Raw genomic sequence first — 22287 nt, 5'->3', positions numbered from 1 at the left:
ACGTTCCGCAGCGCACGCATGCTCAGCCCAACACCGCCCGCACGCTGCTCAACTGATCCAATGTCTCGCGCAGTTCGCGCTCCAGCACGGCGACCAGCTCGGCCGAGGGCATCGAGCGCGCCAGCGGCACGGCCTGGCCGGCCCATTGGGCGGCAAATTCGCTGACGCCCTTGGCCTTTGCCGCCGCGTGCAGCGCCTTGCCGGCGTCGTACGTCACGGGATAGTCGGGGATTGCCGGGGCGCCCGCGGCGGTGCCCAGGCGCGTGAAGCGGCTGGTGAAGCCGCGTGCCGCGCGGCCCGAGATGGCGCGGGTCAGCGTGGTCGGGCGGGTTTCGTCGGCGGTCAGCGCGGCGCGGTAGGCGGCATCGGCGGCCGATTCACTGGTGGCGACAAACGCCGTGCCAAGCTGCGCCGCGGCGGCGCCCAGCGCCAGCACGGCCGCGATGCCGGCGCCGTCCATGATGCCGCCAGCCGCGACGACGGGCAGGTTCGTGCGGGCCACCAGCACGCGGGTCAGCGCGAACGTGCCAAGCCCTTCGTCCTCGGCCTCGGTATCGAAGGCGCCGCGATGGCCGCCGGCCTCGAAGCCCTGCGCGACAATGGCGTCGATACCGGCCGCCTGGATCTGCCGCGCTTCCTGCAGCGACGTGGCGCTGGCCAGCAGCACGATGCCGGCCGCCTTCAGCGCATCGATCCATGCCTGCGCGGGCAGGCCGAAATGGAAGCTCACCACGGCCGGCTTCTCTTCCAGCAGCATCTGGTACATCGCGTCATCGACCACAAAGCTCTTGTAGATCTCGCGCAGCGCGCCGGGCGGCGTGGCGCCGAATTCGGCAAAGGCAGAGCCCAGGTATTTCAGCCAGGCCGATTCGCGCTCGGCGTCGGGCTTGGCCGGCACATGGCAGAACACGTTGATGTTGAAGGGCTTCGATGTCAGCGCGCGGGTTTCGCGAATCACCTTGCGTGCGCCCTCGGCGTCCATGGCGCCCACGCCAAGCGAGCCCAGGCCGCCGGCTTCGGACACGGCCGCCGCCATGGCCGGAGTGCTGACGCCCGCCATCGGCGCCTGAATGATGGGCAGGCGGATGCCCAGGCGCGACAACAGGTTGCGGGACGGGTTCTGACGATTGGCTTCCATGGCGGCGTTCCTTGTCATGCGGGCTGGCTACGGCGCAGTTCCTGCTCGAATGCGGCGTAGGCGGAGGTGGTGAAAGCGGCGCGGCGAATCAGGTACGTATGCACCTTGCGGACCGGCACGGTCTGCAGGGCCCCCGTATTGGCCTGCATCGCCAGCAGCGAGCGCGGCACGATGGCCACGGCGGAGCCTGCCGTGACCTGCGCCAGGATGGCGTGGTACGAGGGGAGTTCGATAACGGTGAGATGGCGGCGCACATCGTCGCCAGCCTGTTCGAGCCAGTCCTCGGCGCACCGGCGATAGGTACAGCCGCGCGAGAACGCGGCCAGCTGGCGCAGCGTCACGTCTTCGGGGCGCCGCACCTTTGGATGGGTCGCCGGCAGCACCAGCACCAGGTCCTCGGTGGTCAGGAACACCCCTTCCAGGCCCGCGCCCATTTCCGATAGGTCGATGTCCCCGGGATTGCCCGTGCCGGGGTGCGCCACGATGGCGCAGTCCAGCCGGCGTTCCAGCACCCCGTCCGCCAGCGCCTGCGAGGTGCCCGTGCTCAGATCCAGTTCGACGTCGGGCCAGGCGGCGTGGAAGCGGCCCAGCGGCCGGGGCAGCAGCGTGGCCGCGGTGCTTTCCATCGACCCCACGCGCAGGCGGCCGCTCGGCGCATCGGCGCGCATGGACTGCCGTGCCTCTTCGGCCAGCGCCAGCAGCTGGTCTGCATAGCCCAGCAGGCGCTGTCCGGCCGGGGTCAGGATCATCTGCTTGTTCGCGCGCTGGAACAGGTCCACGCCGAGGCTTTCCTCCAGCTGCTTCACGCGTGTCGTCACGTTCGACTGCACGCGGTCCAGCGATTTGGCGGCCCGGGTGACGCTCTGTTCGCGCGCTACCGCCCGGAAAATCTCGAGTTCTGCCAGTTCCACACTGTGCGACGACACAATTGTGTCGTTCTCCGTTAGAGAATGAAAGTCTAGTTAGTATTGTGACTGGAGAATGCGTTGTCAAGCGGACGGCGCTGTCCGATTCCGTCATGGTGTGATTTATAGTGATGTATCAACCATTCACCGGGAGACAGCAGCATGAAGAAGGCAGAACCGCAGGCCGGCGTACCGGCCGCCGAGCTGATCGATGCCAGGATTGCGGAGCTTGGCGACTGGCGCGGCGAGATGCTGGCGCAATTGCGGGCCATCGTCCGGGAAGCCGATCCCGACGGGATCGAGGAGTGGAAATGGAGCGTGCCGGTGTGGTCGCACGACGGCATCCTCTGCACGGGCGAGGTCTACAAGGCCACCGTGAAAATGACGTTCGCCAAGGGCGCGTCGCTGGACGATCCCAAGGGGCTGTTCAATTCGAGCCTGGACGGCAACGTGCGCCGAGCGATCGACTTCCGCGAGGGCGACACCATCAACAAAACCGCCCTGAAGGCCCTGATCCGCGCGGCGGTGGCGCTGAACCAGGCCGCGGCCAAGCCGAAAGCCAGGTCCAGGGCCTGACGCGGCAAGGCCTGGGGCGGCCCGCCCCGGCCGATGTCGGCGTGACACCGACAGCCATTTCCGTTGGCGCGGGGTAGCATAAGTCGCTTCGGCTGGTTGTTGCGCGCCATGCGGTCGTTGGCGCGTGCACAGCCGCGATTTCCTTCTATCCCGCCGGTATGCAACCGTCTTCCCTGCAACGCTTCCTGTTCGGCGCGATCCTTGTTCCGGTCTCGATGGCCGTGGTGTTCGGCATGGATGCGTTCACCCCGCTTGGGGTGGCGGCGTGGCTGTTCTACCTGGTGCCGGTCTGCCTGACCCTGTACGGCAATGACCCGAGGCTGCCGCTGATCGTCGCCGCCGTGGGCACGGTGCTGATCGGCATCGGCTACGCGGTGTCGCCTGCCAGCAGCATCCGGCCGATCTATGCCATCGCGAACCGCGGCGCGGGCGTGGTCGTGCTGTGGTTTCTGGCGGGGGTGGTGTATCGCTACATCCTGTCCCAGGCGGCCATGCAGCGCGTGGCGTGGCTGCAGCAGACGCAGGTGCGGGTGCACCAGGCGGTGCGCAATCCGCAGTCGGCGGGCAATGTGGCCGATGCGCTGGTGCGCGTGCTGGCGCAGGCCTTCCAGGCGCACGTGGGCGTGGTGTACCAGGTGGATGGCGACCAGATGCGCCGCGTGGCCACCTGGGCGCTGGCCAATGCCGACGAGCTGCCCCAGACGCTGACGGCGGGGCAGACGCTGGCCGGCCAGGCGGCGGCGGAAAACCGCGTGATCGCGGTGGGCGGCCTGCCGGCCGACTATCTGCAGGTGTCCTCGGCCCTGGGCCGGACGACGCCCAACGAGATCGTGGCGGCGCCGCTGACGGCCGAAGGCGACGTGGTGGGCGTGGTGGAACTGGGCTTTGTCGCCATGCAGCGCGATACGGCCGACATCGTGGAACTGCTGGAACGCATTGGCGACCCGATCGGCATGACCCTGCGTGCGGCCGCCTACCGGGGCCGCCTGGAAAAGCTGCTCGGCGAAACCCAGCGCCAGAGCGAGGAACTGCAGGTCCAGCAGGAAGAACTGCGCGTATCGAACGAGGAACTGGAAGAGCGCGGCCGCGCGCTGATGGATTCGCAGGCGCGGCTCGAGGCCCAGCAGGCGGAGCTGGAACAGACCAACGTCCAGCTGGAAGAACACGCGCAACGGCTGGAAGGCCAGAAGCGGGAGATGCTGGCCTTCCAGGCCGAACTGGCCGCCAACGCCCGGGCGCTGGAGCGGTCCAACCAGTACAAGAGCGAATTCCTGGCCAATATGTCGCACGAACTGCGCACGCCGCTCAACAGTGCGCTGATCCTGGCCAAGCTGCTGCAGGAGAACAAGGAAGGCACGCTGACCGCCGAGCAGGTGCGCTATGCATCCACCATCCACGCGGCCAACACCGACCTGCTGAACCTGATCAACGATATCCTCGACCTGTCCAAGATCGAGGCCGGCCATTTGGTGATCGAGCATGAAACGGTCGAACTGAAGGCGCTGACCGAGGCGCTGCAGGGCATGTTCGGGCCGATCGCCGAGCAGAAGGGCGTGCCGTTCCGCGTCGAATTCCTGCCCGGCGTGCCCGATGCCATCGTGTCCGACAACCAGCGTCTGCAGCAGGTGCTGAAGAACCTGCTGTCGAATGCGTTCAAGTTCACGGAATCGGGCGCGGTCACGCTGGCGCTGGCCGCGCACGGTGACGACGCGGTGCGCTTCGAGGTGCGCGACACCGGCATCGGCATTCCGAAAGACAAGCAGCAGGTCATTTTCGAGGCGTTCCAGCAGGCCGACGGCACCACCAGCCGCCGCTATGGCGGCACGGGCCTGGGCCTGTCGATCTCGCGCGAGCTGGGCCGCCTGCTGGGCGGCGTGATCTCGGTGGCCAGCGAACCGGGCCAGGGCAGCGTGTTTGCATTGACCGTGCCGCGCCTGCTCGGCGCAGACTCCGCCACGCAGGCTGGCCTGATGACGCAGCCGGCCAGCGCGCCGGCACCGCTGGTGATGGCCCCGCCATCGCGCGCGGTGCCGCCTGCCCCGGCGCCTGCGCAAGAGCCCATGGAGCGCGTGCAGCCGGGCTATCCGGCACCGATTCCCGACGACCGCGACCATCGCACGCGCGGCAACCGGCTGATCCTGGTGGTCGAGGACGATATCGATTTCGCCGGCATTCTCTACGACCTGGCCCACGAGCTCGATTTCGACTGCATCCACGCCACCACGTCGGCGCAGGGCCTCGAACTGGCGCGCCAGCACCAGCCGTGCGGCATCCTGCTGGACGTGGCGCTGCCCGACCAGTCGGGGCTGACGCTGCTCGACTGGCTCAAGCGCGACCCCGCCACGCGGCATATCCCGACGCATCTGGTATCGGTCAGCGATCACGCCGAAGCGGCACTGCACCTGGGCGCGGTGGGCTACACGTTCAAGCCCAGCGAGCGCGACAAGCTGGCGGCGGCGATCCGGGGCCTGGAGGCACGCATGGCGGCGGGCCAGCGCCGGGTGCTGGTGATCGAGGACGACCCGGCGCTGCGCGAGAGCATTCGCGCGCTGCTGAAATCGCTGGAGGCCGAGATCGTGACGACCGACAGCGTGGCAGCGGCCAAGACGGCGCTGGAGGGCACGCCGTTCGACTGTGTGGTGATGGACATGGTATTGCCCGACGGCACCGGCCACGACCTGCTGGCCCATATGGCGCAGCGGGCGCAGGCCAATGCCGGCGCCATGCCGCCCGTGATCATCTATACGGGCCGGCAGCTGTCGGCCGAGGACGAACAGAAGCTGCGCCGGTACTCGAAGTCGATCATCATCAAGGGGGCCCGTTCGCCCGACCGGCTGCTCGACGAAGTGACGCTGTTCCTGCACAGCGTGGAGTCGTCGCTGCCGCCGGAACACCAGCGCATGCTGCGGGCGGCCCGCAACCGCGACGACACGTTCGACGGCCGCAAGCTGCTGCTGGTGGAAGACGACGCGCGCAATATCTTCGCGCTGTCGAAGGTCATCGAACCGCTGGGCGCCACCGTGGAGATCGCCCGCAGCGGGCGCGAGGCCCTTGACCTGCTGAACAGGATGGACGGCATCGACCTGGTGCTGATGGACATCATGATGCCCGAGATGGATGGCATCACGGCCATGCGGCACATCCGCCAGATGCCGCAGTACGCGCGCCTGCCGATCATCGCGCTCACCGCCAAGGCCATGCAGTCCGACCGCGAGGCCTGCCTGCAGGCCGGTGCCAACGACTACATCGCCAAGCCGATCGATGTGGACAAACTGCTTTCGCTGTGTCGCGTATGGCTACACGCAAACTGAAATCCAAGGACGCGGAACCGCTGGCCGACGCCGCGTGGGAAGACGGCACGGTGCTGCTCGACGCCAACTTCGACATCGAGCTGGAGCTGCTGCTGGAGGCCATCTTCCGCAAATACCAGCATGACTTCCGGCGCTATGCGCGGGCGTCGCTACGGCGCCGGCTGGAGCAGGCGTTGCGGGACCTGAACCTGACCACGCTGTCGCAACTGCAGGACCGCATGCTGCGCGATGCCGTGCTGTTCGGCCGGCTGCTGCAGTACCTGACGGTGCAGGTCAGCGAGATGTTCCGCGATCCGTCCTACTTCCGCGCGATTCGCGAGCACGTGGTGCCGGTGCTGCAGACCTATCCGTCGGTCAACGTGTGGGTGGCCGGCTGCAGCAGCGGGGAGGAACTGTGGTCGCTGGCCATCCTGTTCGAGGAAGAGGGCCTGGCGGAGCGCACCGTCTTCTATGCCACCGATATCAACCCCGAGGCCTTGGCCATCGCGCGCGCGGGCGTGTACGACGCCGGCCGGCTGCGCAGCTTCGGCGCCAACTATCTGGCGGCCGGCGGGCGGGCGTCGCTGTCGGACTACTATCACGCCGCCTATGGCAAGGCCAAGTTCAACGGGCAGCTGATCCGCCAGTCGGTGTTTGCGGATCACAGCCTGGCGACCGACAGCGTGTTCCAGGAAGCCCAGCTGATCTCGTGCCGCAATGTGCTGATCTATTTCGACCGGCCGCTGCAGGACCGCGCCATCGGCCTGTTTCGCGATGCGCTGGCGCGGCGCGGGTTCCTGGGGCTGGGCAGCAAGGAAAGCCTGCTGTTCAGCGCCCATGTGCAGGATTTCGAGGCGGTGTCGTCGCGCGAGCGGCTGTACCGCAAGCTCTGAGGCGCCATCATGCAGACCGCGACGCAACCGTGCAGGGGAGTAGTGATCGGTGGCTCGGCCGGCGCGCTGGAGGCACTGAACGCCGTATTGCCGATGCTGCCCGCGCGCTTCATGCCGCCGGTCGTGGTCGTCATGCACCAGCTGGCGTCGAGCCCGAGCCTGCTGCCGGGACTGTTCGCCGTGCGTTGCGCAATGCCCGTGCACGAGGCGGAAGACAAGCTGACGGTCGAGCCGGGCCATCTCTATCTGGCGCCACCGGACTATCACCTGCTGCTGGAACGGGACCCCGACACGCCGGACAGCGTGCGGCTGGCCCTGTCGGTGGCGCCGCCCGTGCGGTTTTCGCGGCCGTCGATCGACGTGCTGTTCGAGTCGGCCGCCGTCGCGTGGCGGGAGGGCGCGCTGGGCGTGCTGCTGTCGGGCGCCAACGACGATGGTGCGCGCGGCCTGGCCGTGATTCGCGCGGCGGGCGGCCGCACCTGGGTGCAGTCGCCGGAATCGGCCATGGTGGAGACCATGCCGCAAGAGGCGATCGCGCGCGGCGCGGCCGACCACATACTGACCCTGGAAGCGATCGGCCACGGGTTGGCCCGCCTGACTGAATGACGCCTACCATGCAAGCTCCCGTGAAGATCCTCGCCGTCGACGACATTGCGGCCAACCTGACCGCGCTGGACGCCGTACTGGCCAAGCCGGGTATAGAGATCGTCCATGCCAATTCCGGCGCGCAGGCGCTGGAACTGCTGCTCGACCACGAATTCGGGCTGGCCATCCTGGACGTGCACATGCCCGAGATGGACGGCTTCGAACTGGCCGAACTGATGCGCGGCAGCAAGCGCACGAGCCAGATCCCGATCCTGTTCCTGACGGCCGCCGGGCATGACAGCCAGCGCGCGTTTCGCGGCTATGCGTCGGGCGCGGTGGATTTCCTGTTCAAGCCCGTGGATGCGCGTGTGCTGTCGGCCAAGGTCGATGTGTTTGTGCAACTGGCCCAGCAAAAGCAGCTACTGGCCGAGCAGCTGGAAACCGCCCAGCAGCTGCTGAAGACCAATGAAATGCTGATGGCCGTGCTGGCGCACGATCTGCGCACGCCGCTATCGGCCATCATCGCCTCGGCGTCGTTCCTGGGCCGCTTCGGGGGCGAGGAAAAGCTGAAGCCGGCCACGGACCGGATTGCCCGCAGCAGCCAGCGCATGGCGCGCATGGTGGACCAGCTGCTGCATGTGGCGCGCCTGCATGGCGGACGGGTCAGCCTGATGCCGCAGGCGGCGGATCTGGGCGCGATCTGCGCAGCCATCGTCGATGAATGCCAGGCGTCGCGCGGCGAGCTGCAGCTGGTGCTGGAGCAACTCGGCGATACCCGGGCCACGATCGATCCCGACCTGATTGCCCAGGTGGTGCAGAACCTGGTGGGCAATGCGCTGCAGCACGGCGATGCCGGCACGCCGGTGACCGTGCGCGTGGACGGCACGGCCCCGGACCGCGTGACGGTGGCGGTGTCCAACGGCGGCACCATCGATGCCCGCGTGCTGCCGCATATCTTCGACGCCTTCCATTCGGGGATGGGCGCGACGGTCGCCGCCACTGGCGGCAGCCATTCCGAAGGGCTGGGGCTCGGGCTCTATATCGCCCGCGAGCTGGCCATGCTGCACGGCGGCACCGTGGTGGCCGAATCGTCGCCCGAGCTTCGCACCACGGTATTTACCGTGACGCTGCCACGGGAATGCTGCCAGGCGCAGCGCGCCATCCAGCCCTGACGCCGCCGGATTCGAACCCCGGGCCGGGACCCGCCGTGGCATCCAATCGCGATGCCACTGACCGCATCTGTCGGCGCAGGCCGCCTGCCAGTCAGCGGCTCCAGGGCGCCGCCCCGGCAGCCAGCCCGTAACGCGCCAGCGCTTGGGCGTGCAGCGCGGCGTCGATGGCATGCAGCGCGCTGGCGACGATATGGTGCCGGTCGATCTCGAAGAAGCGCCGCAGCGCGCCGCGTGTGTCGCTGCGGCCGAAGCCGTCGGTGCCCAGGGCGATATAGCGGGCCGGCACGTACGGCGCGATCAGCTGGGCGTAGGCGCGCACGTAATCGGTGGCGGCAATGACCGGAACCGTGCCGGCCAGGCAGCGCGCGACATGGCTGGTGATGTCGGCAGGGTCCGCGCCGGTGCCGAACATCTGCTGGCGTTCGCATTCGCGCGCATCGCGGGCCAGTTCCGGAAAGCTCGTGACGCTCCAGATTTCGCTGGCAATGTTCCAGTCCTGCGCCAGCAGGTCGGCGGCGGCGATGACCTCGCGCAGGATGGGGCCCGATCCCAGCAGCCGCACGCGCGCGGCGCCGTCGCCGCGCGTGCCGAAGCGGTACATGCCGCGCACCACGTCGGCGTGTGCCGAGGCGGGCAGGGGCGGATGCGCGTAGTTCTCGTTGTTGACTGTGATGTAGTAGAACTCGTCGCGCTGCTGCTCCAGCATCGCGCGTGCGCCGTGGTCGATGATGATTGCGGCCTCGCCAATAAATGCCGGGTCATAGGCGCGGCAGTTCGGCACCGTGGCGGCTACCAGCTGGCTGCTGCCGTCCTGGTGCTGCAGGCCCTCGCCGGAAAGCGTGGTGCGGCCGGCCGTGGCACCGATCAGGAAACCGCGGGCGCGTTGGTCGGCGGCGGCCCAGATCATGTCGCCCACGCGCTGAAAGCCGAACATCGAGTAGTAGATATAGAACGGCAGCATCGGCTCGCCGCTGACGCTGTACGACGTGGCCGCCGCCGTCCACGACGCCATCGCACCGGCCTCGGTAATGCCTTCCTCCAGTAGCTGGCCGTCGCGGCTTTCCTTGTAGTAGAGCATCGAGCCGGCGTCCTCCGGCTCGTAGAGCTGGCCCTGCGGCGCGTAGATGCCGATCTGCCGGAACAGGTTGGCCATGCCGAAGGTGCGCGCTTCATCGGCCACGATCGGCACGATGCGCGGGCCGAGCGTGCGGTCTTTTATCAGGTTGGTGAACAGACGCACCACGCCCGTGGTGGTCGATACCTCGCGCCCGTCCGGCGTCAGGGCGAAGCCGGCGCAGCTGTCGAGCGGCGGCACCGGCAAGGCCGGCGCGGTGGCGGTGCGCCGGGGCAGGTGCCCGCCCAGAGCAGCCCGACGCTCGCGCAGGTACGCCATTTCGGGGCTGTTGTCGGCTGGCTTGTAGAACTGCATCGATTCCAGCGCGGCGTCGTCGATGGGCAGCGCAAAACGGTGGCGAAACGCGCGCAGCGCTTCGATGTCGAGCTTCTTCTGCTGGTGGGCGGTCATGCGCGATTCGCCGGCATTGCCCATGCCGTAGCCCTTCTTGGTCTTGGCCAGGATCACGGTAGGCTGGCCGGGATGATGGGCGGCGGCATGATAGGCCGCATGCAGCTTGCGCAGGTCGTGGCCGCCACGACGCAGGCCGTCGATGTCGGCCGCGCTCATGCCCGCCACCAGCGCCTTCAGTTCCGGGTCCTGGTGGAAGAAGTGCGACAGGTTGTAGTCGCCGTCCTTGGCGCCCAGGTTCTGGTACTCGCCGTCGACCATGGCCGCAAAACGCTTGAGCAGCGCGTGCCTGGTATCGCGGGCAAACAGGGCGTCCCATTCCGAGCCCCATATCACCTTGATGACGTTCCAGCCCGCGCCGCTGAACAGGGATTCCAGCTCGTTGATGACCTGGCCGTTGCCACGCACCGGGCCATCGAGCCGTTGCAGGTTGCAGTTGATCACGAACGTCAGGTTGTCCAGGCCTTCGCGGGCGGCCAGCGACAAGGCGGCCAGCGATTCGGGCTCGTCCATCTCGCCATCGCCAAACACGCCCCAGACGCGCCGGCCGGCCGTGGCGGCAATGCCGCGATGCGCAAGGTAGCGCAGGAATCGCGCCTGGTAGATGGCGCTGATCGGGCCGATGCCCATCGAGCCGGTGGGAAACTGCCAGAAATCGGGCATCAGCCACGGATGCGGGTACGAGCACAGGCCGCCGCCATCGACTTCCTGCCGGTAGCGGCTCAGCTGCGCCTCGGAAAGGCGGCCCTCCAGGAACGCACGCGCATAGACGCCGGGGGCCGAATGCGGCTGGAAGAAGACCAGATCGCCCTTGCGCTCCGGCGTATCGGCGCGAAAGAAATGCTGGAAGCCCACTTCGAAGATCTCGGCGGCCGACGCGTAGCTGGCCAGGTGGCCGCCCAGTTCGCCGTACGCCTTGTTGGCGCGGACCACCATCGCCAGCGCATTCCAGCGCAGGATGGCCGTCAGCCGCTGTTCGATGGCCAGGTTGCCGGGGTAGGGCGGCTGCGCCTGCGGCGCAATGGTGTTCTGGTAGGCGGAGTAGGGGTGCGGGCGTGTGTCCAGGCCCAGATGGGCGGCATGCTCGCCAAGCCGTTCCAGCAGGAAGCCCGCGCGCCGGGGCCCCGCCGCCGACACGATGCCGCTCAGGGCGTCCATCCATTCCTGTGTTTCCAGCGGATCGATATCGCCATCGATCTGCAGTGGCTGAAGTGGTTCGGCGCGGCCCATGATCGGTCTCCGGATGCGAATGCCCTTGTGGTGACATCGATTTTAGGGGCCGGACCGGAACAGAACCTCCCGGATTGCGCGGTGCAAACGGAGCGCGACGGCATGATGTGCTGCCATCCCGACCATCTCCAACATAATCATCTGGGGAATGGAAAAGTGGCAGGCCAGGCGGCCAAGGGATGGGTATCCGTCGAAGATTGCGATTGCGTTCGTCATGACGGCGACCTATAGTTATCCGTCCGGCTAACTATTTAGGAGACGCAACAATGAAGCTCACCGTACAAACCACCGTCGCCGCCCCGATCGACAACGTGTGGCGCGCCTACACCACGCCCGAGGACATCAAGCAGTGGAATGCTGCGTCCGATGACTGGCACACCACGGCCGCGTCGGTCGATCTGCGCGTTGGCGGCGCGTTCTCGTCGCGGATGGAGGCCAAGGACGGCAGCATGGGCTTTGATTTCGCGGGCACCTACACCGAGATCGTGCCGAACCGGCGCATCGTGTACGCCTTTGGCGACCGGAACGCCGAGGTCGATTTTGCCGATAGCCCGCAAGGCGTGACGGTGCGCGTGAGCTTCGACCCGGAGTCGGAATACCCGGTGGAACAACAGCAACAGGGCTGGCAGAGCATTCTCGACAATTTCAAACGGTACGTCGAAGCCAGGTAGTCGGCGGCCTCCGGTCCGGTCCGATGCGCGTAGAAGCATGGTGTGCGCCCCCGTGTCGCCGGACCGGCTGCGCGATCTGTATCCGCTTGTATCGCCGTGGCCAGGCGATACATGACGATCCAAAAAGGTGCATGGATCGACATTTAACGCGAGCATTCCGTTTCTAGACTGCGATGGTTCATTCACGCCCGCTACGGTTTCCTGCCGTCAGGAAACAGGCGGCGCCAACCAGGAGAACCATTGATGTCGCATGCTCTGACCCAAGATTTCCCGACGGCTCGCCGGACCGTTGCCGCCGCGGCCACACTGGCGGCCATCGCTTTCGCCGGATACCTGCAGCCCGCCAGCGCCGCGGACGCTGCCCCCAAGGCGAAGGCCGCCGCCACCCAGGCCAACGCCGACGAAAGCATCCGCCCTTTCCACGTACACGTGCCGCAGGCCCAGCTGGACGACCTGCGCCGCCGCATCGCGGCCACGCGCTGGCCAGACAAGGAAACCGTCAGCGACGATTCCCAGGGCATCCAGACCGCCCGTGTGCAGGAACTGGTCAAGTATTGGGGCACCCAGTACGACTGGCGCAAGGCCGAGGCGCAGCTCAATGCGCTGCCACAGTTCGTGACGAAGATCGATGGGCTGGACATCCATTTCATCCACGTGAAGTCGCGCCATCCGAACGCGCTGCCGCTGATCCTGACGCACGGCTGGCCGGGCTCGGTGTTCGAGTTCACAAAGACCATCGGGCCGCTGACCGACCCCACCGCGTATGGTGGCCGCGCCGAAGATGCGTTCGACGTGATCATTCCGTCGATTCCCGGCTACGGGTTCTCCGCGCGGCCTGCTGAACTGGGCTGGGGCCCGGATCGCACGGCGCGTGCCTGGGACACCCTGATGAAGCGGCTGGGCTATACGCACTACGTGTCGCAAGGCGGTGACCATGGATCGGTCATTTCCGACGCGCTCGCCCGCCAGGCGCCGCCGGGACTCAAGGCCATCCACCTGAACATGCCCGCCACGGTGCCGGGCCCGCTGATGAAGTCGATCCTGGCCGGCGAGGCGGGGCCCTCCGAGCTGACCGATCCGGAGCGCAAGGCCTACCAGTCCCTGAGCCGCTTCTTCGGCCGCAATGCCGCCTATGGCGCGATGATGGTGACGCGTCCGCAAACCATCGGCTATTCGCTGTCGGACTCCCCTGTGGGCCTGGCGTCGTTCACGTACGAGAAGATCACCGAATGGAGCGACAGTGGCGGCGTGCCCGAGCGCGTGCTGTCGCGCGATGCCATCCTGAACGACATCACGCTCTACTGGCTGACCAATACCGGCGCATCGTCGTCGCGCTTCTACTGGGAGAACAACAACAACAACTTCAGCGCCGAGACGCAGAAGACGCGCGATATCAAGGTGCCGGTGGCCATCAGCGTGTTCCCGCACGAGATCTACCAGGCGCCGGAAAGCTGGAGCAAGCAGGCATACCCGTCGCTGTACTACTACCACGCGGTGGCCAAGGGTGGTCATTTCGCGGCGTGGGAACAGCCGCAGCTGTTTGCGGAGGAACTGCGGGCGGCGTTCAGATCGGTGCGGTAAAGCGATCTGGCGCCGGGCTTGACCCGCTTTTGGCCCGGCCTTCTGGCCGGGCTTCCTTGGCCGCGTGGCCTAGCGGCGCTGGGCCAGCCAGATGCCGGCGCCAATGCAGACCAGGCCGGCGGCGTGATACCAATGCGGGGAATCGCCCAGCAGCACGGTCGACAGCACGGCGGCAAACAGCGGTGTCAGCGTGATGAAGAACACCGGCAGCTGGGCACCGGCGCGCGCAATGGCGCGATCCCACGCAAAGTACGCCAGCAACGACGGCACGGTGCCCACATAGAGCAGGATCCAGCCGACCTTGCTGCTCCATTGCAACGGCTGGCTCAGGGTGCCGACCTCCCACGCGGCCAACGGGATGCTCGCGATCACGCCGGCTACGATCTGCGCGAACAGCAACACCTGCAGCGGCAGATCCGGTCGATGTTTGCGCAGCAGCCAGGTATAGACGCTCCAGGCAATCGTTGCAGCCAGCATGAACAGATCGCCCGCGACGAATGCCATCTGGGCCAGCCGGGCCGGCTCGCCACGCATCAATACGAACGACACGCCCACCAGGCACAGCAGGGCGCCTGCCACGTGCCACGTCCGCAGTCGTTCCCGGAAGAAGCAGGCCCCGATAATCAGCAGGAAGAGCGGCGTCGATGCGCCGATCAGCGTGACGTTGATTGGCGTGGAGGTGGTCAGCGCCAGGTACTGGAACGCGTTGTAGCTGGCGATCGACAGTACGCCCATGGCGACCAGCATGCCCGTGTGCCGCCACAGCGCCGCCCGATGGGCAACCACGCCTGGCCACGCGTAGGGCGCCAGCAGCAGGCCCGCGATAAGCCAGCGCACAAGATTCAGCGTGATCGGCGGCACGCTGCCCGCTGCCAGTCGCCCGACAATCGCATTCCCGGCCCAGGCCAGTGGCGGAAACGTCAGCAGGAACAGCGTGGTGGAATCGATGCGGGTTGTTTTCATGGGAGTACTGGCGCGGCGGCACGATGCGGGCCGCGTTGCCAGCCGGGCAGGCGATGGATCTTGTTGGGTGGGGAGCGTGTGCTGCGATGGCCGCCGGGCGATTGTACCGGCTGGCGGTACCTCGGCGCATCGACACGTTGGCGCGAAGGAGGGCGGGGACGTCGCTGGCGGGTCCGGCCGAACCTACACAGGGCTTCGGCTCAGATCGTCGCGGATGGGCATGGCGTCAAGGACGATGCCCTGCGCGGTGTGGGGCGCGCCGTCCGGAAATCGGGCGCGCCGCCATGGATGTGGCTACGACTTCTTCTGATTCGCCGTGGCGCGCGCGGCGGCAATCGCCGTATCACGTTCCTTGGCTGCCGCAGCCTTTGCCTCGTTGTAGACCTTCTTCGCCTCGGCGACCTTGGTGTCGTATGTCTTGCGTGCGGCGGCGATTTCCTGCCGCATATGGACAATCTCGTCGCTGGGTGGCTGGGCTTTGGCCCCGCTTGCCGATTGCGCCATGGCGGGCAAGGCGGACAGGGCAAGGATGGCGCTGGTCAGAATGACGATGGGCTTCATGCTTGGGCTCCAGGGTAAGGTCTGCTCACGGTAGTCCGATCAAGCCGCGTGTTCCATTGGACCAAGGTCCTATGATCGCCGGGCCGGGGTTGCCCGCTCGTCAAGACAATCAGGGCGGGCCTTGCCTGCATCGCTGGCGTTTCCCGTGGACATCTGCCAAGATTGCGGCCCCCTGACCACCGCCGCCGACAACGCATCGCTTCACCATGGCTTCCAACAAGGCACATCACGCCACCGGATGGGCGGCGGCCGTTATCGCCGTTGCCGTCATTGCCAGGCACGGCGGGGACGGGTGGTATTGGGCGGGCGTGCTCGGTTTCGTGGCCGCGTTGTGCGGCAGCACCGCGCCCGACTGGCTGGAAGTGGCCTGGTGGTCAAGGTCGCGGCGCCTTTGGATTACCCACCGGTCCTGGACGCACTGGGGCGTCGCATGGGTCGGTCTTCTGGTGTGGTCCTGGCACGCGCTGGGCACACATGCGCTGGCTGCGCCGGCATTTGGCTTCGCATGCGGCGGTGTCATGCACCTGCTGGCCGACTGGCCAAATCCGCTGGGCGTGCCGTGGATCGCCGGGCGCCATTCGCTGAACTGGTGGAAAAGCGGGCGCTGCGACCTGTTTGTCGTCGCGGCCTCATGGCTGATCGCCTTTCTTGTTTCCGATGATCTGTGGTTTTACGGGCAGCATAGCGTGGCGCTGCTCCACCATTTGCGCACGGCGACGATGCGCTTTTGACGGCGTTTGGGTTCCGGACAAGGCGCATGGCATGATCACGGCTTTCTTGGAGGAACTACGATAATGCTGGTCGACGTCTCCAGCTTCACCCCGTGGGCTTCGCTTGCGGGCGGCGTCATGATTGGTATCGCCGCCACGGTCCTGCTGCTTTTTAACGGCCGCATCGCCGGCATCAGCGGGATATTGGGCGGCTTGCTCGGATTGCCGCGCAAAGACATGGCGTGGCGCGTCGCTTTTCTCATGGGGCTGATTGGCGCACCGGTTATGGCGGCGGCATTTGGTCTGCCGGCAATGTCCCGTATCGATGCAGGCTGGCCCGAAATTATGGTGGCCGGCTTTCTGGTCGGACTGGGCACGCGCTACGCCAGTGGGTGCACCAGCGGACATGGCGTTTGCGGAATGTCTCGCGGCTCGGTCCGGTCCATCGTGGCGACTTTGACCTTTATGGCGGCCGGATTTCTGACAGTCTTCGTGCAGCGGCACATTTTGGGAGCCTGAGCATGCCATTCCTGTTTGCGCTGCTGGCCGGCCTGGTATTCGGCATCGGGCTGATCGTGTCCGGCATGGCCAATCCGGCCAAGGTGCTTGGCTTTCTCGATCTGGCTGGTTCCTGGGACCCTTCACTGGCGTTCGTCATGATCGGCGCCATCGCGCTGACCTTGCTCGGCGTATTTGTCGCCCGGCGCCGCGGACGAACGTTTCTGGGGTTGCCGCTGCAGTGGCCGGCGAATACCGGCGTCACGGCGCGGCTGGTGCTGGGCAGTGCGTGCTTTGGTATCGGCTGGGGGCTGGCAGGATTTTGTCCGGGCCCGGCACTGGTTGCGCTGGGTGCGGGGTATCCCAAGGCCGTCGGTTTTGTCGCGGCCATGCTGGCCGGCATGGGGGTATTCGAGGTTGTGGAGCGGGCTCGCGCGCGAAGGTAGCGGTGCGCGAAATATCCGTGCATCACGAAACCGAATATTCTGAATAATCAGAATCTGTTTGATATTCCCGTGTCGCGGGTGGATAGCGAAAATATCTGCAGTTGGGAATGGATGTGCGTAAGTGACAAGAAGATGTTTATCTGACGTTTAAAAACGATTCACTTCACCTGGTGATCTGCCAATCTTATTCTCCACGAAGCCCCAATATCCGTGCGGCGAGTGATGGAATTCTGGACAGAAACCAAAATGAAAATCCTGCGTGATTCCCGTCGCCGCGCAATGCGGCGGAGCCTGCTTTTCGCAGCGATGGCCGGCGATGCAATATCGCTGGGTCTACCGGGAACTGCGGCGGCGGCTCAGCTCATCGTCAATGGCGTTACGCCGGTCACGGCGAACAACACCACATACGCCAGCGCCACCAGTTCGGGCCGTGACAGTTCCGCGATCTACGTGACGGGGACGGGACGCCTGACCGGCACGAATCTGACCGCGACAACCAATACATCGAGCGCATCGGCGATTGCCGCGGACACTGGCGGAATTGCTACGCTATCTGGTGGATTGCTGGGATCTAGCTTTCCAGGCGCGCTTTCCTATACGGTGTTGGCGCGCGCAACCGGTTCATCGATCACGCTCAACGACGTCGCGGTGATCAGCACGGCCTCGTCGGCCGTAGTCGGCAACAATGCCGGCCGCATCGCGGTGAATGGGGGCAGCGTGACACTGAACCGCGTCAGCGGCTCCGATCCCGCGATGGCCGTGCTGGCGCAAGGCGGCGCGACGATTACCACGCAGGACACGAACATTGCTGTCACCGGCGACCAGCTGCGCGGTGCTTCATCGCTGAGTTCAACGGTGAACCTGACCGGCGGCACGGTGGCGGTGAATGGCGCCAACTCGTTCGGCCTGTATGCAGACAGATTGAGTGCCGGTGGCCCTACCGGCGACGTGCTGACCGCCAGCGGTGTCAGGATCACCACGGCCGGCGCAGGCTCGACGGCCGTCCAGGTGCTGACCGGCGCCGGCGTCACGCTGCGCGACATGGATATCGCCACGACGGGCGCCGACGCCATTGGCATCCACGCGGGCCTTGGCGCGGCCGTCAATGTCAATGGCACGCTGAAGATATCGACCCAGGGTGACCGCGCGTACGGCGCCGACGCGGGCGGGTTGTTGAACGGCAAGCCGTCGACCCTGACCCTGGGCATCACAGGCACGATCGATACCGCTGGCGTCCAGGCGCACGGCCTGCTGGCCCGTGAGGGCGGTGTGGTGTCCCTGAACGGCGGCAGCGTCACCACGCGCGGCGCCGATGCCGCTGCCATCGCCGCGCGGGCTTCGACTGTCAGCGTCACGGGGGCCAGCCTGGCGAGCAATGCGGGCGTCGGGGCGCTGGTCGTGGGAAACAGCACGGTCGGACTCACAAATACCGCGCTCACGGCGGCGCAGCACGGTGTCAGCATCGTGGCGCAATCGGGACTGATTGCCGCGCTGCCGCCGGAAGTGCCCGACGGTGCGACGACGGCCGTGACGGCGGAGCCGCCCGCGGCGCCGGCTTCCAATGTCGTGACCGTCCAGGGCGGCAGCATTCGCGCAGGCGGCGACCTGTTTCGTGTCGAGGGGACGTCGGCCAGTATCACGCTGTCCGGAGGCGTGCAGGCCAGCACCGGCAGCGGCCTGTTGCTGAACGCGCTGAGATCGGGCACGAGCGGCAGCCGGGTCAGCTTCGTCATGGATGGCACCAGCCTGACCGGCGACATCACCGCCGACGCCGCGAGCGTCGTCACGGCCAACCTGCAGAACAGCGCGGTGCTGACCGGCAAGATCGATCCAGTCAGCGTGACCATCGACGGCACCAGCCGCTGGAACATGACCGCAAATTCCCAGCTCACCAACCTTGGCATGGCAAGCGGCGCGCTGGTGCAGTTTCAGCCGCCCGCTGGCGGCGCGTTCAAGACGCTGACCATCCAGGGGGCGCTGAGCGGCAACGGCACCATTGGACTGAATACGGTGCTGGCTGGCGATGGCGCCGCCAGCGACAGGATCGTGATCAACGGCGGCACCGCGGCAGGCACCACTGGCCTGCGGATTGCCAACGCGGGTGGCGCTGGCGCTGTGACCACCGCCAATGGCATACAGGTGGTGGACGCCGTGAACGGGGGCACCACCGCCGCGACCGCCTTCGCGCTGGACGGCCGTGCCGTGGCTGGCGCCTACGAATACCGCCTGTTCCGTGGCGCGGCCGACGGGTCGAGTGCCGATGCGTGGTATCTGCGTTCGGAGCAGACATCGCCCAATCCGCCCACGCCACCGGACCCGCCCGCGCCGCCTGGCCCGCCGACGCCGCTTTACCGGCCGGAAGTTTCAGCCTATCTGGCCAATCAGCACCTTGCAGGCCAGATGTTCGTCCATAGCCTGCACGATCGGCTCGGTGAGCCGCAGTATGTGGAAGGGCAGGGCTTCGATCCCGGCCAGGACAAGCCGCGTGCTGGATGGCTGCGGGTGGTGGGTAACTGGCAGGGCAGCAAAAGCGCCAATGGCATCTTCAAGGCCAGCACCAACTCCTTCCTGATGCACGGGGGCGCCGAGCTTGCAAAATGGCAGGTCTTCAGTGGCGCCGACCGCGCTCACGTCGGGCTGATGGGCAGCTACGGCTATGCCAACACCAACGCGACGGCCCAGGGCAATCCGTTCAGCGCCAAGGGAACCGTCGAAGGGTGGGGCGTGGGCGGCTACGGCACCTGGTACCAGAACGACGAACAAGCTTGGCGCCTATGTCGACACGTGGTTCCAGTACGGCTGGTTCACCAACCACGTCGATGGCCAGCAATTGCCATCGGTGCGGTACAACGCCCAGGGCTGGGCGGTCTCCGGCGAAACGGGCTACGCCATGCCGTTGCGCAACGACTGGGTGATCGAGCCGCAAGGCCAGGTCGTCTATGTCGGCTATAGCGAATCGGACATCACCGAGCCCGGCGGCACGCGCGTGACGGGCGCCAACTCCCACGGCTGGATCACACGCCTCGGCGCCCGCCTGCATCGCACGTTCCTGCGCCCGGACGACCGCAAGCTTCAACCATATCTGACGCTGAACTGGTGGCATACCAGTGTGACCAGCAGCATATCGTTCAACGACTTGCCATTGGGCAGCATGTACCCGTCGAATCGCTACGAGGTCAAGCTCGGCCTCAATGCCGATCTGGGCAAACGCTGGACGGGCTGGACCAACGTGTCAGGTGCGTGGGGTGCACAGAGCTTTTACCAGTATGCGGTACGGGTAGGGATCAAGTATGCGTGGTAAGGCAAGTCTGGCCCCGATGTCGGCCAACCATCAGTTTGTGGTGGTGACGACCACATTTCCGCGCCGGCCCAGGACACTGACCATGACGCTTCGGGCGGCACGCTTGAGCAGAACATCTGCCGATTCGCTGCCAAGCGTCAGTCCATACAGCGCCACTTCGTCCATGAAATCGGGAAGACGCGGATGACGAAACTTGATCTCGCCGGCGGCCAGGTCGAAATCGAGTCCCAGGCAGGACTGCAACAACGACAGCGGCGTCGCGGCGGCCCAGGCTTGTGGACTGCATGCCACCGGATATAGGGTCGGCCCGCGATTGCGCCGACGCGCGAAACCACAAAAGAGCTCGGGCAACCGGCGCAGGTCAATATGCGTCGCGGCCGAAAATAGACCGTCGAAGATGCCCAGGGCCGCGTCATGTATGCCGTAGCGCGCGAACCCGGCGGCGACGATAGCGTTGTCGTGGGGCCATACCGATCCATTGTGGTAGCTCATGGGGTTGTAGCGCGTCTCTGTCGCGGCGACGGTGCGCACACCCCAGCCGGAGAACGACGCGCTTCCCATCAGTGCGGCCGCAACGGTCTCGGCGCGTTCCGGCAAGGCAATGCCGGTGTATAGCGCGTGGCCCGCGTTGGAGCTCTGCACGCGGCAAGGCTGCTTGTCACCATCGAGCGCCAGTGCGTAGGTGCCCAGTTCGGGATCGAAGAACGCCTGGTCGAATCTCGCGCGCAGATCGTGTGCTTTCGCCTCCAGCGCCGCGGCGCGCTCGCCATGCCCCAGGCGGCGCGCGATGCCGGCGGCGGCCTTCCACGCCCCATAGACATACGCCTGGACTTCCACAAGGGCAATGGGCCCTTGTGCGAGCGTGCCGTCTTTGTGAAAGATCGAATCGCGGCTGTCCTTCCACCCTTGATTCAGCAGCCCATCGGACGAATACCGGCCGTACTCCACAAAGCCGTCGCCGTCCCGGTCGCCGTAGTCTTCGATCCACTGAAGCGCCGCTTCAATATGCGGCCAAAGCTCCCTTATCGTTGCCTGATCGTGGGTGCGGTCCATATAGGCACCGGCCAGCATGACGAACAGCGGCGTGGAATCGATACTGCCGTAGTAGCGCCGGAACGGCACTTCACCGAGATTGGCCATTTCGCCCTGGCGGCTTTCATGCAGGATCTTCCCGGGCTCCGCATCGGCCGCCGGGTCCAGGGTTGTGGCTTGGTTTGCGGCCAGATAGCACAGCACACCGCGAGAAATGGCGGGGTCCAGCCAGAGTGTTTCCAGTGCCGTGATCAGTGCGTCGCGGCCGAAGAAGGTGCTGAACCAGGGAATGCCGGCATACGGATACGGGCCGTATGACGTGCGGGTGCTCAGCATATAGAGGTCGGAAATGCTGCGGCCCGTCGCCTCGTTGAATATGTCATTCGATGTGACGATGCGTGCCGCACGGCTGGATAGCGTCTGCAGGGAACGACGCGCGGCGCGCAATGCCGTCGGAAACGCCCGACGCGGCGAACTGTCGTCCTGCCGGGTGCTGTCGCAGCAGATTTCGATATACAGCAACTGGGTTTTCAGCGGGGGCAACTCCAGATCGAACACGGCCTCGTTCTCGCTCAGGCGCGTGGGAGGCGGGTCGAAGCGAAGGTGTGTGGTGCGCTCGTATCCGTCCAGACCGGTGTAGGCCAGCGTTGCCCCATTCGTGCACATTTCCGTTGCCTGCATCTTGCCTCGCCTGACGCGGCGGGCGCCTCGCACCTCGAACAGGTCGGCGAAGTCCGCGGCAAAGGCCAATTCGATCGCAATCCGCCGGGGTCGTTCGTCATAGTTTCTCAGGGCCAGACGTTCATAACATGTGCCGTCCCACAGGAATCTTGATCGACGCAAATGGATCAGATCGTGCGCCATCGCGAGCCGTCCATCGGCATCGAAGAGATCAGGATTCGTCAGATCGCAGGTGAGTGCGGCATTGTCGTCGCGCAGCACGGAACTGAGCAGTATCGGACACCAGCCGCCAAAGGTAAGGTGGAAGTGGGAGAGGTGACGGGTGTCCCGGTAGTACAGGCCGTCCGATCCGCCTCCGCCCGAAACGGCATCGCCGCGCTGGTCGAATACCGCAAAGATGTCGCCATGCTTGAGCGTACGCGTGTGGCCTTCCCGCAGAGAGCGTGAGGCCGCGACGATGATCGGTGCGGCAGGGGCGGCGTCAGGAGTCTGATTGCCGGCGTCTTCCGGAGTATCTAGCATCGTTCGC

At 66.2% G+C, this 22287-nt stretch carries 17 protein-coding genes and 1 pseudogene; 12 read left to right on the top strand and 6 right to left on the bottom strand.

The window, feature by feature from the left end; translation table 11 throughout:
- Positions 1–22: 22 nt before the first annotated feature.
- Together AC3FJ6_RS18800 and AC3FJ6_RS18795 are read right to left on the bottom strand one after the other, a co-directional pair.
- Complete coding sequence (locus tag AC3FJ6_RS18800; protein WP_488773232.1) at positions 23–1138, bottom strand: NAD(P)H-dependent flavin oxidoreductase; 1116 nt, start codon at positions 1136–1138, stop codon at positions 23–25.
- A 14-nt stretch (positions 1139–1152) separates the two neighbouring features.
- On the bottom strand, positions 1153–2049 hold the full coding sequence (locus tag AC3FJ6_RS18795; protein ID WP_488773332.1) for a LysR substrate-binding domain-containing protein: 897 nt from the start codon (positions 2047–2049) through the stop codon (positions 1153–1155).
- 156 nt (positions 2050–2205) lie between these two features.
- On the opposite strand from AC3FJ6_RS18795, the gene AC3FJ6_RS18790 reads away from it, so the two are divergent.
- The 5 genes from AC3FJ6_RS18790 (at position 2206) to AC3FJ6_RS18770 (ending at position 8559) form a co-directional block, all read left to right on the top strand.
- Complete coding sequence (locus tag AC3FJ6_RS18790) at positions 2206–2619, top strand: DUF1801 domain-containing protein (protein ID WP_488773231.1); 414 nt, start codon at positions 2206–2208, stop codon at positions 2617–2619.
- Between the two features lie 158 nt (positions 2620–2777).
- Positions 2778–5930, top strand: coding sequence for a response regulator (locus AC3FJ6_RS18785; protein WP_488773230.1), 3153 nt, complete (start codon positions 2778–2780; stop codon positions 5928–5930).
- Positions 5912–6802, top strand: a complete 891-nt coding sequence (locus AC3FJ6_RS18780; RefSeq protein ID WP_488773229.1) for a CheR family methyltransferase — start codon at positions 5912–5914, stop codon at positions 6800–6802. Before AC3FJ6_RS18785 ends, AC3FJ6_RS18780 begins: the two co-directional genes overlap by 19 nt.
- Before the next feature lie 9 nt (positions 6803–6811).
- Positions 6812–7408, top strand: coding sequence for a chemotaxis protein CheB (locus AC3FJ6_RS18775; RefSeq protein ID WP_153947886.1), 597 nt, complete (start codon positions 6812–6814; stop codon positions 7406–7408).
- A gap of 8 nt (positions 7409–7416) precedes the next feature.
- Entirely contained in the window at positions 7417–8559 is a 1143-nt protein-coding gene (locus AC3FJ6_RS18770; RefSeq protein WP_488773228.1) for a hybrid sensor histidine kinase/response regulator, read from the top strand.
- A 91-nt stretch (positions 8560–8650) separates the two neighbouring features.
- Here the strand turns inward: AC3FJ6_RS18770 and mdeB are convergent, their stop codons facing one another.
- Positions 8651–11314, bottom strand: coding sequence for an alpha-ketoglutarate dehydrogenase (gene mdeB, locus AC3FJ6_RS18765; RefSeq protein ID WP_488773227.1), 2664 nt, complete (start codon positions 11312–11314; stop codon positions 8651–8653).
- 266 nt (positions 11315–11580) lie between these two features.
- Here mdeB and AC3FJ6_RS18760 point away from each other — a divergent pair, with 266 nt between their 5' ends.
- Positions 11581–11985 carry an SRPBCC family protein gene (locus AC3FJ6_RS18760; RefSeq protein ID WP_487522079.1) on the top strand — a complete coding sequence of 135 codons (405 nt, stop codon included), beginning with the start codon at positions 11581–11583 and terminating at the stop codon, positions 11983–11985.
- Between the two features lie 243 nt (positions 11986–12228).
- On the top strand, positions 12229–13566 hold the full coding sequence (locus AC3FJ6_RS18755; RefSeq protein WP_488773226.1) for an epoxide hydrolase family protein: 1338 nt from the start codon (positions 12229–12231) through the stop codon (positions 13564–13566).
- Positions 13567–13635: 69 nt separating this feature from the next.
- Here the strand turns inward: AC3FJ6_RS18755 and AC3FJ6_RS18750 are convergent, their stop codons facing one another.
- Together AC3FJ6_RS18750 and AC3FJ6_RS18745 are read right to left on the bottom strand one after the other, a co-directional pair.
- Positions 13636–14529 carry a DMT family transporter gene (locus AC3FJ6_RS18750; RefSeq protein ID WP_488773225.1) on the bottom strand — a complete coding sequence of 298 codons (894 nt, stop codon included), beginning with the start codon at positions 14527–14529 and terminating at the stop codon, positions 13636–13638.
- Between the two features lie 294 nt (positions 14530–14823).
- Positions 14824–15090, bottom strand: coding sequence for a hypothetical protein (locus tag AC3FJ6_RS18745; protein WP_487522076.1), 267 nt, complete (start codon positions 15088–15090; stop codon positions 14824–14826).
- A gap of 206 nt (positions 15091–15296) precedes the next feature.
- Between AC3FJ6_RS18745 and AC3FJ6_RS18740 the strand changes: the two genes are divergently transcribed.
- The 5 genes and pseudogenes from AC3FJ6_RS18740 (at position 15297) to AC3FJ6_RS18720 (ending at position 20045) form a co-directional block, all read left to right on the top strand.
- Complete coding sequence (locus tag AC3FJ6_RS18740) at positions 15297–15821, top strand: metal-dependent hydrolase (protein WP_488773224.1); 525 nt, start codon at positions 15297–15299, stop codon at positions 15819–15821.
- 63 nt (positions 15822–15884) lie between these two features.
- Entirely contained in the window at positions 15885–16319 is a 435-nt protein-coding gene (locus AC3FJ6_RS18735) for a YeeE/YedE family protein (RefSeq protein WP_488773223.1), read from the top strand.
- A 2-nt stretch (positions 16320–16321) separates the two neighbouring features.
- A complete protein-coding gene (locus AC3FJ6_RS18730; RefSeq protein WP_488773222.1) occupies positions 16322–16744 on the top strand; it encodes a DUF6691 family protein in 423 nt (140 codons plus the stop codon).
- Between the two features lie 222 nt (positions 16745–16966).
- A pseudogene (locus AC3FJ6_RS18725) lies at positions 16967–19441 on the top strand (autotransporter outer membrane beta-barrel domain-containing protein); the annotation flags it as partial.
- Complete coding sequence (locus AC3FJ6_RS18720; RefSeq protein ID WP_488773221.1) at positions 19401–20045, top strand: autotransporter outer membrane beta-barrel domain-containing protein; 645 nt, start codon at positions 19401–19403, stop codon at positions 20043–20045. The pseudogene AC3FJ6_RS18725 and the gene AC3FJ6_RS18720, both read left to right, overlap by 41 nt.
- A gap of 30 nt (positions 20046–20075) precedes the next feature.
- Here the strand turns inward: AC3FJ6_RS18720 and AC3FJ6_RS18715 are convergent, their stop codons facing one another.
- The gene (locus tag AC3FJ6_RS18715; protein ID WP_488773220.1) at positions 20076–22280 is read right to left on the bottom strand and encodes an amylo-alpha-1,6-glucosidase; all 2205 of its coding nucleotides are present in this window, start codon (positions 22278–22280) and stop codon (positions 20076–20078) included.
- Between the last annotated feature and the right edge of the window lie 7 nt (positions 22281–22287).

The sequence above is a fragment of the Cupriavidus sp. 94F1 genome (assembly GCF_057798875.1).
The sequence above is the reverse complement of the archived record's forward strand: the minus strand, read 5'-3'. Positions and strand labels throughout refer to the sequence as shown.

Excerpts from the sequence above, each read along its gene's own strand:
- AC3FJ6_RS18730 (WP_488773222.1), top strand. The coding sequence starts at position 16,322 with ATGCCATTCCTGTTTGCGCTGCTGGCCGGCCTGGTATTCGGCATCGGG.
- AC3FJ6_RS18720 (WP_488773221.1), top strand. The coding sequence starts at position 19,401 with ATGCCAACACCAACGCGACGGCCCAGGGCAATCCGTTCAGCGCCAAGG.
- AC3FJ6_RS18735 (WP_488773223.1), top strand. The coding sequence starts at position 15,885 with ATGCTGGTCGACGTCTCCAGCTTCACCCCGTGGGCTTCGCTTGCGGGC.
- AC3FJ6_RS18790 (WP_488773231.1), top strand. The coding sequence starts at position 2,206 with ATGAAGAAGGCAGAACCGCAGGCCGGCGTACCGGCCGCCGAGCTGATC.
- AC3FJ6_RS18770 (WP_488773228.1), top strand. The coding sequence starts at position 7,417 with ATGCAAGCTCCCGTGAAGATCCTCGCCGTCGACGACATTGCGGCCAAC.
- AC3FJ6_RS18715 (WP_488773220.1), bottom strand. The coding sequence starts at position 22,280 with ATGCTAGATACTCCGGAAGACGCCGGCAATCAGACTCCTGACGCCGCC.
- AC3FJ6_RS18755 (WP_488773226.1), top strand. The coding sequence starts at position 12,229 with ATGTCGCATGCTCTGACCCAAGATTTCCCGACGGCTCGCCGGACCGTT.
- AC3FJ6_RS18760 (WP_487522079.1), top strand. The coding sequence starts at position 11,581 with ATGAAGCTCACCGTACAAACCACCGTCGCCGCCCCGATCGACAACGTG.
- mdeB (WP_488773227.1), bottom strand. The coding sequence starts at position 11,314 with ATGGGCCGCGCCGAACCACTTCAGCCACTGCAGATCGATGGCGATATC.
- AC3FJ6_RS18740 (WP_488773224.1), top strand. The coding sequence starts at position 15,297 with ATGGCTTCCAACAAGGCACATCACGCCACCGGATGGGCGGCGGCCGTT.
- AC3FJ6_RS18750 (WP_488773225.1), bottom strand. The coding sequence starts at position 14,529 with ATGAAAACAACCCGCATCGATTCCACCACGCTGTTCCTGCTGACGTTT.
- AC3FJ6_RS18745 (WP_487522076.1), bottom strand. The coding sequence starts at position 15,090 with ATGAAGCCCATCGTCATTCTGACCAGCGCCATCCTTGCCCTGTCCGCC.
- AC3FJ6_RS18780 (WP_488773229.1), top strand. The coding sequence starts at position 5,912 with ATGGCTACACGCAAACTGAAATCCAAGGACGCGGAACCGCTGGCCGAC.
- AC3FJ6_RS18775 (WP_153947886.1), top strand. The coding sequence starts at position 6,812 with ATGCAGACCGCGACGCAACCGTGCAGGGGAGTAGTGATCGGTGGCTCG.
- AC3FJ6_RS18785 (WP_488773230.1), top strand. The coding sequence starts at position 2,778 with ATGCAACCGTCTTCCCTGCAACGCTTCCTGTTCGGCGCGATCCTTGTT.
- AC3FJ6_RS18800 (WP_488773232.1), bottom strand. The coding sequence starts at position 1,138 with ATGGAAGCCAATCGTCAGAACCCGTCCCGCAACCTGTTGTCGCGCCTG.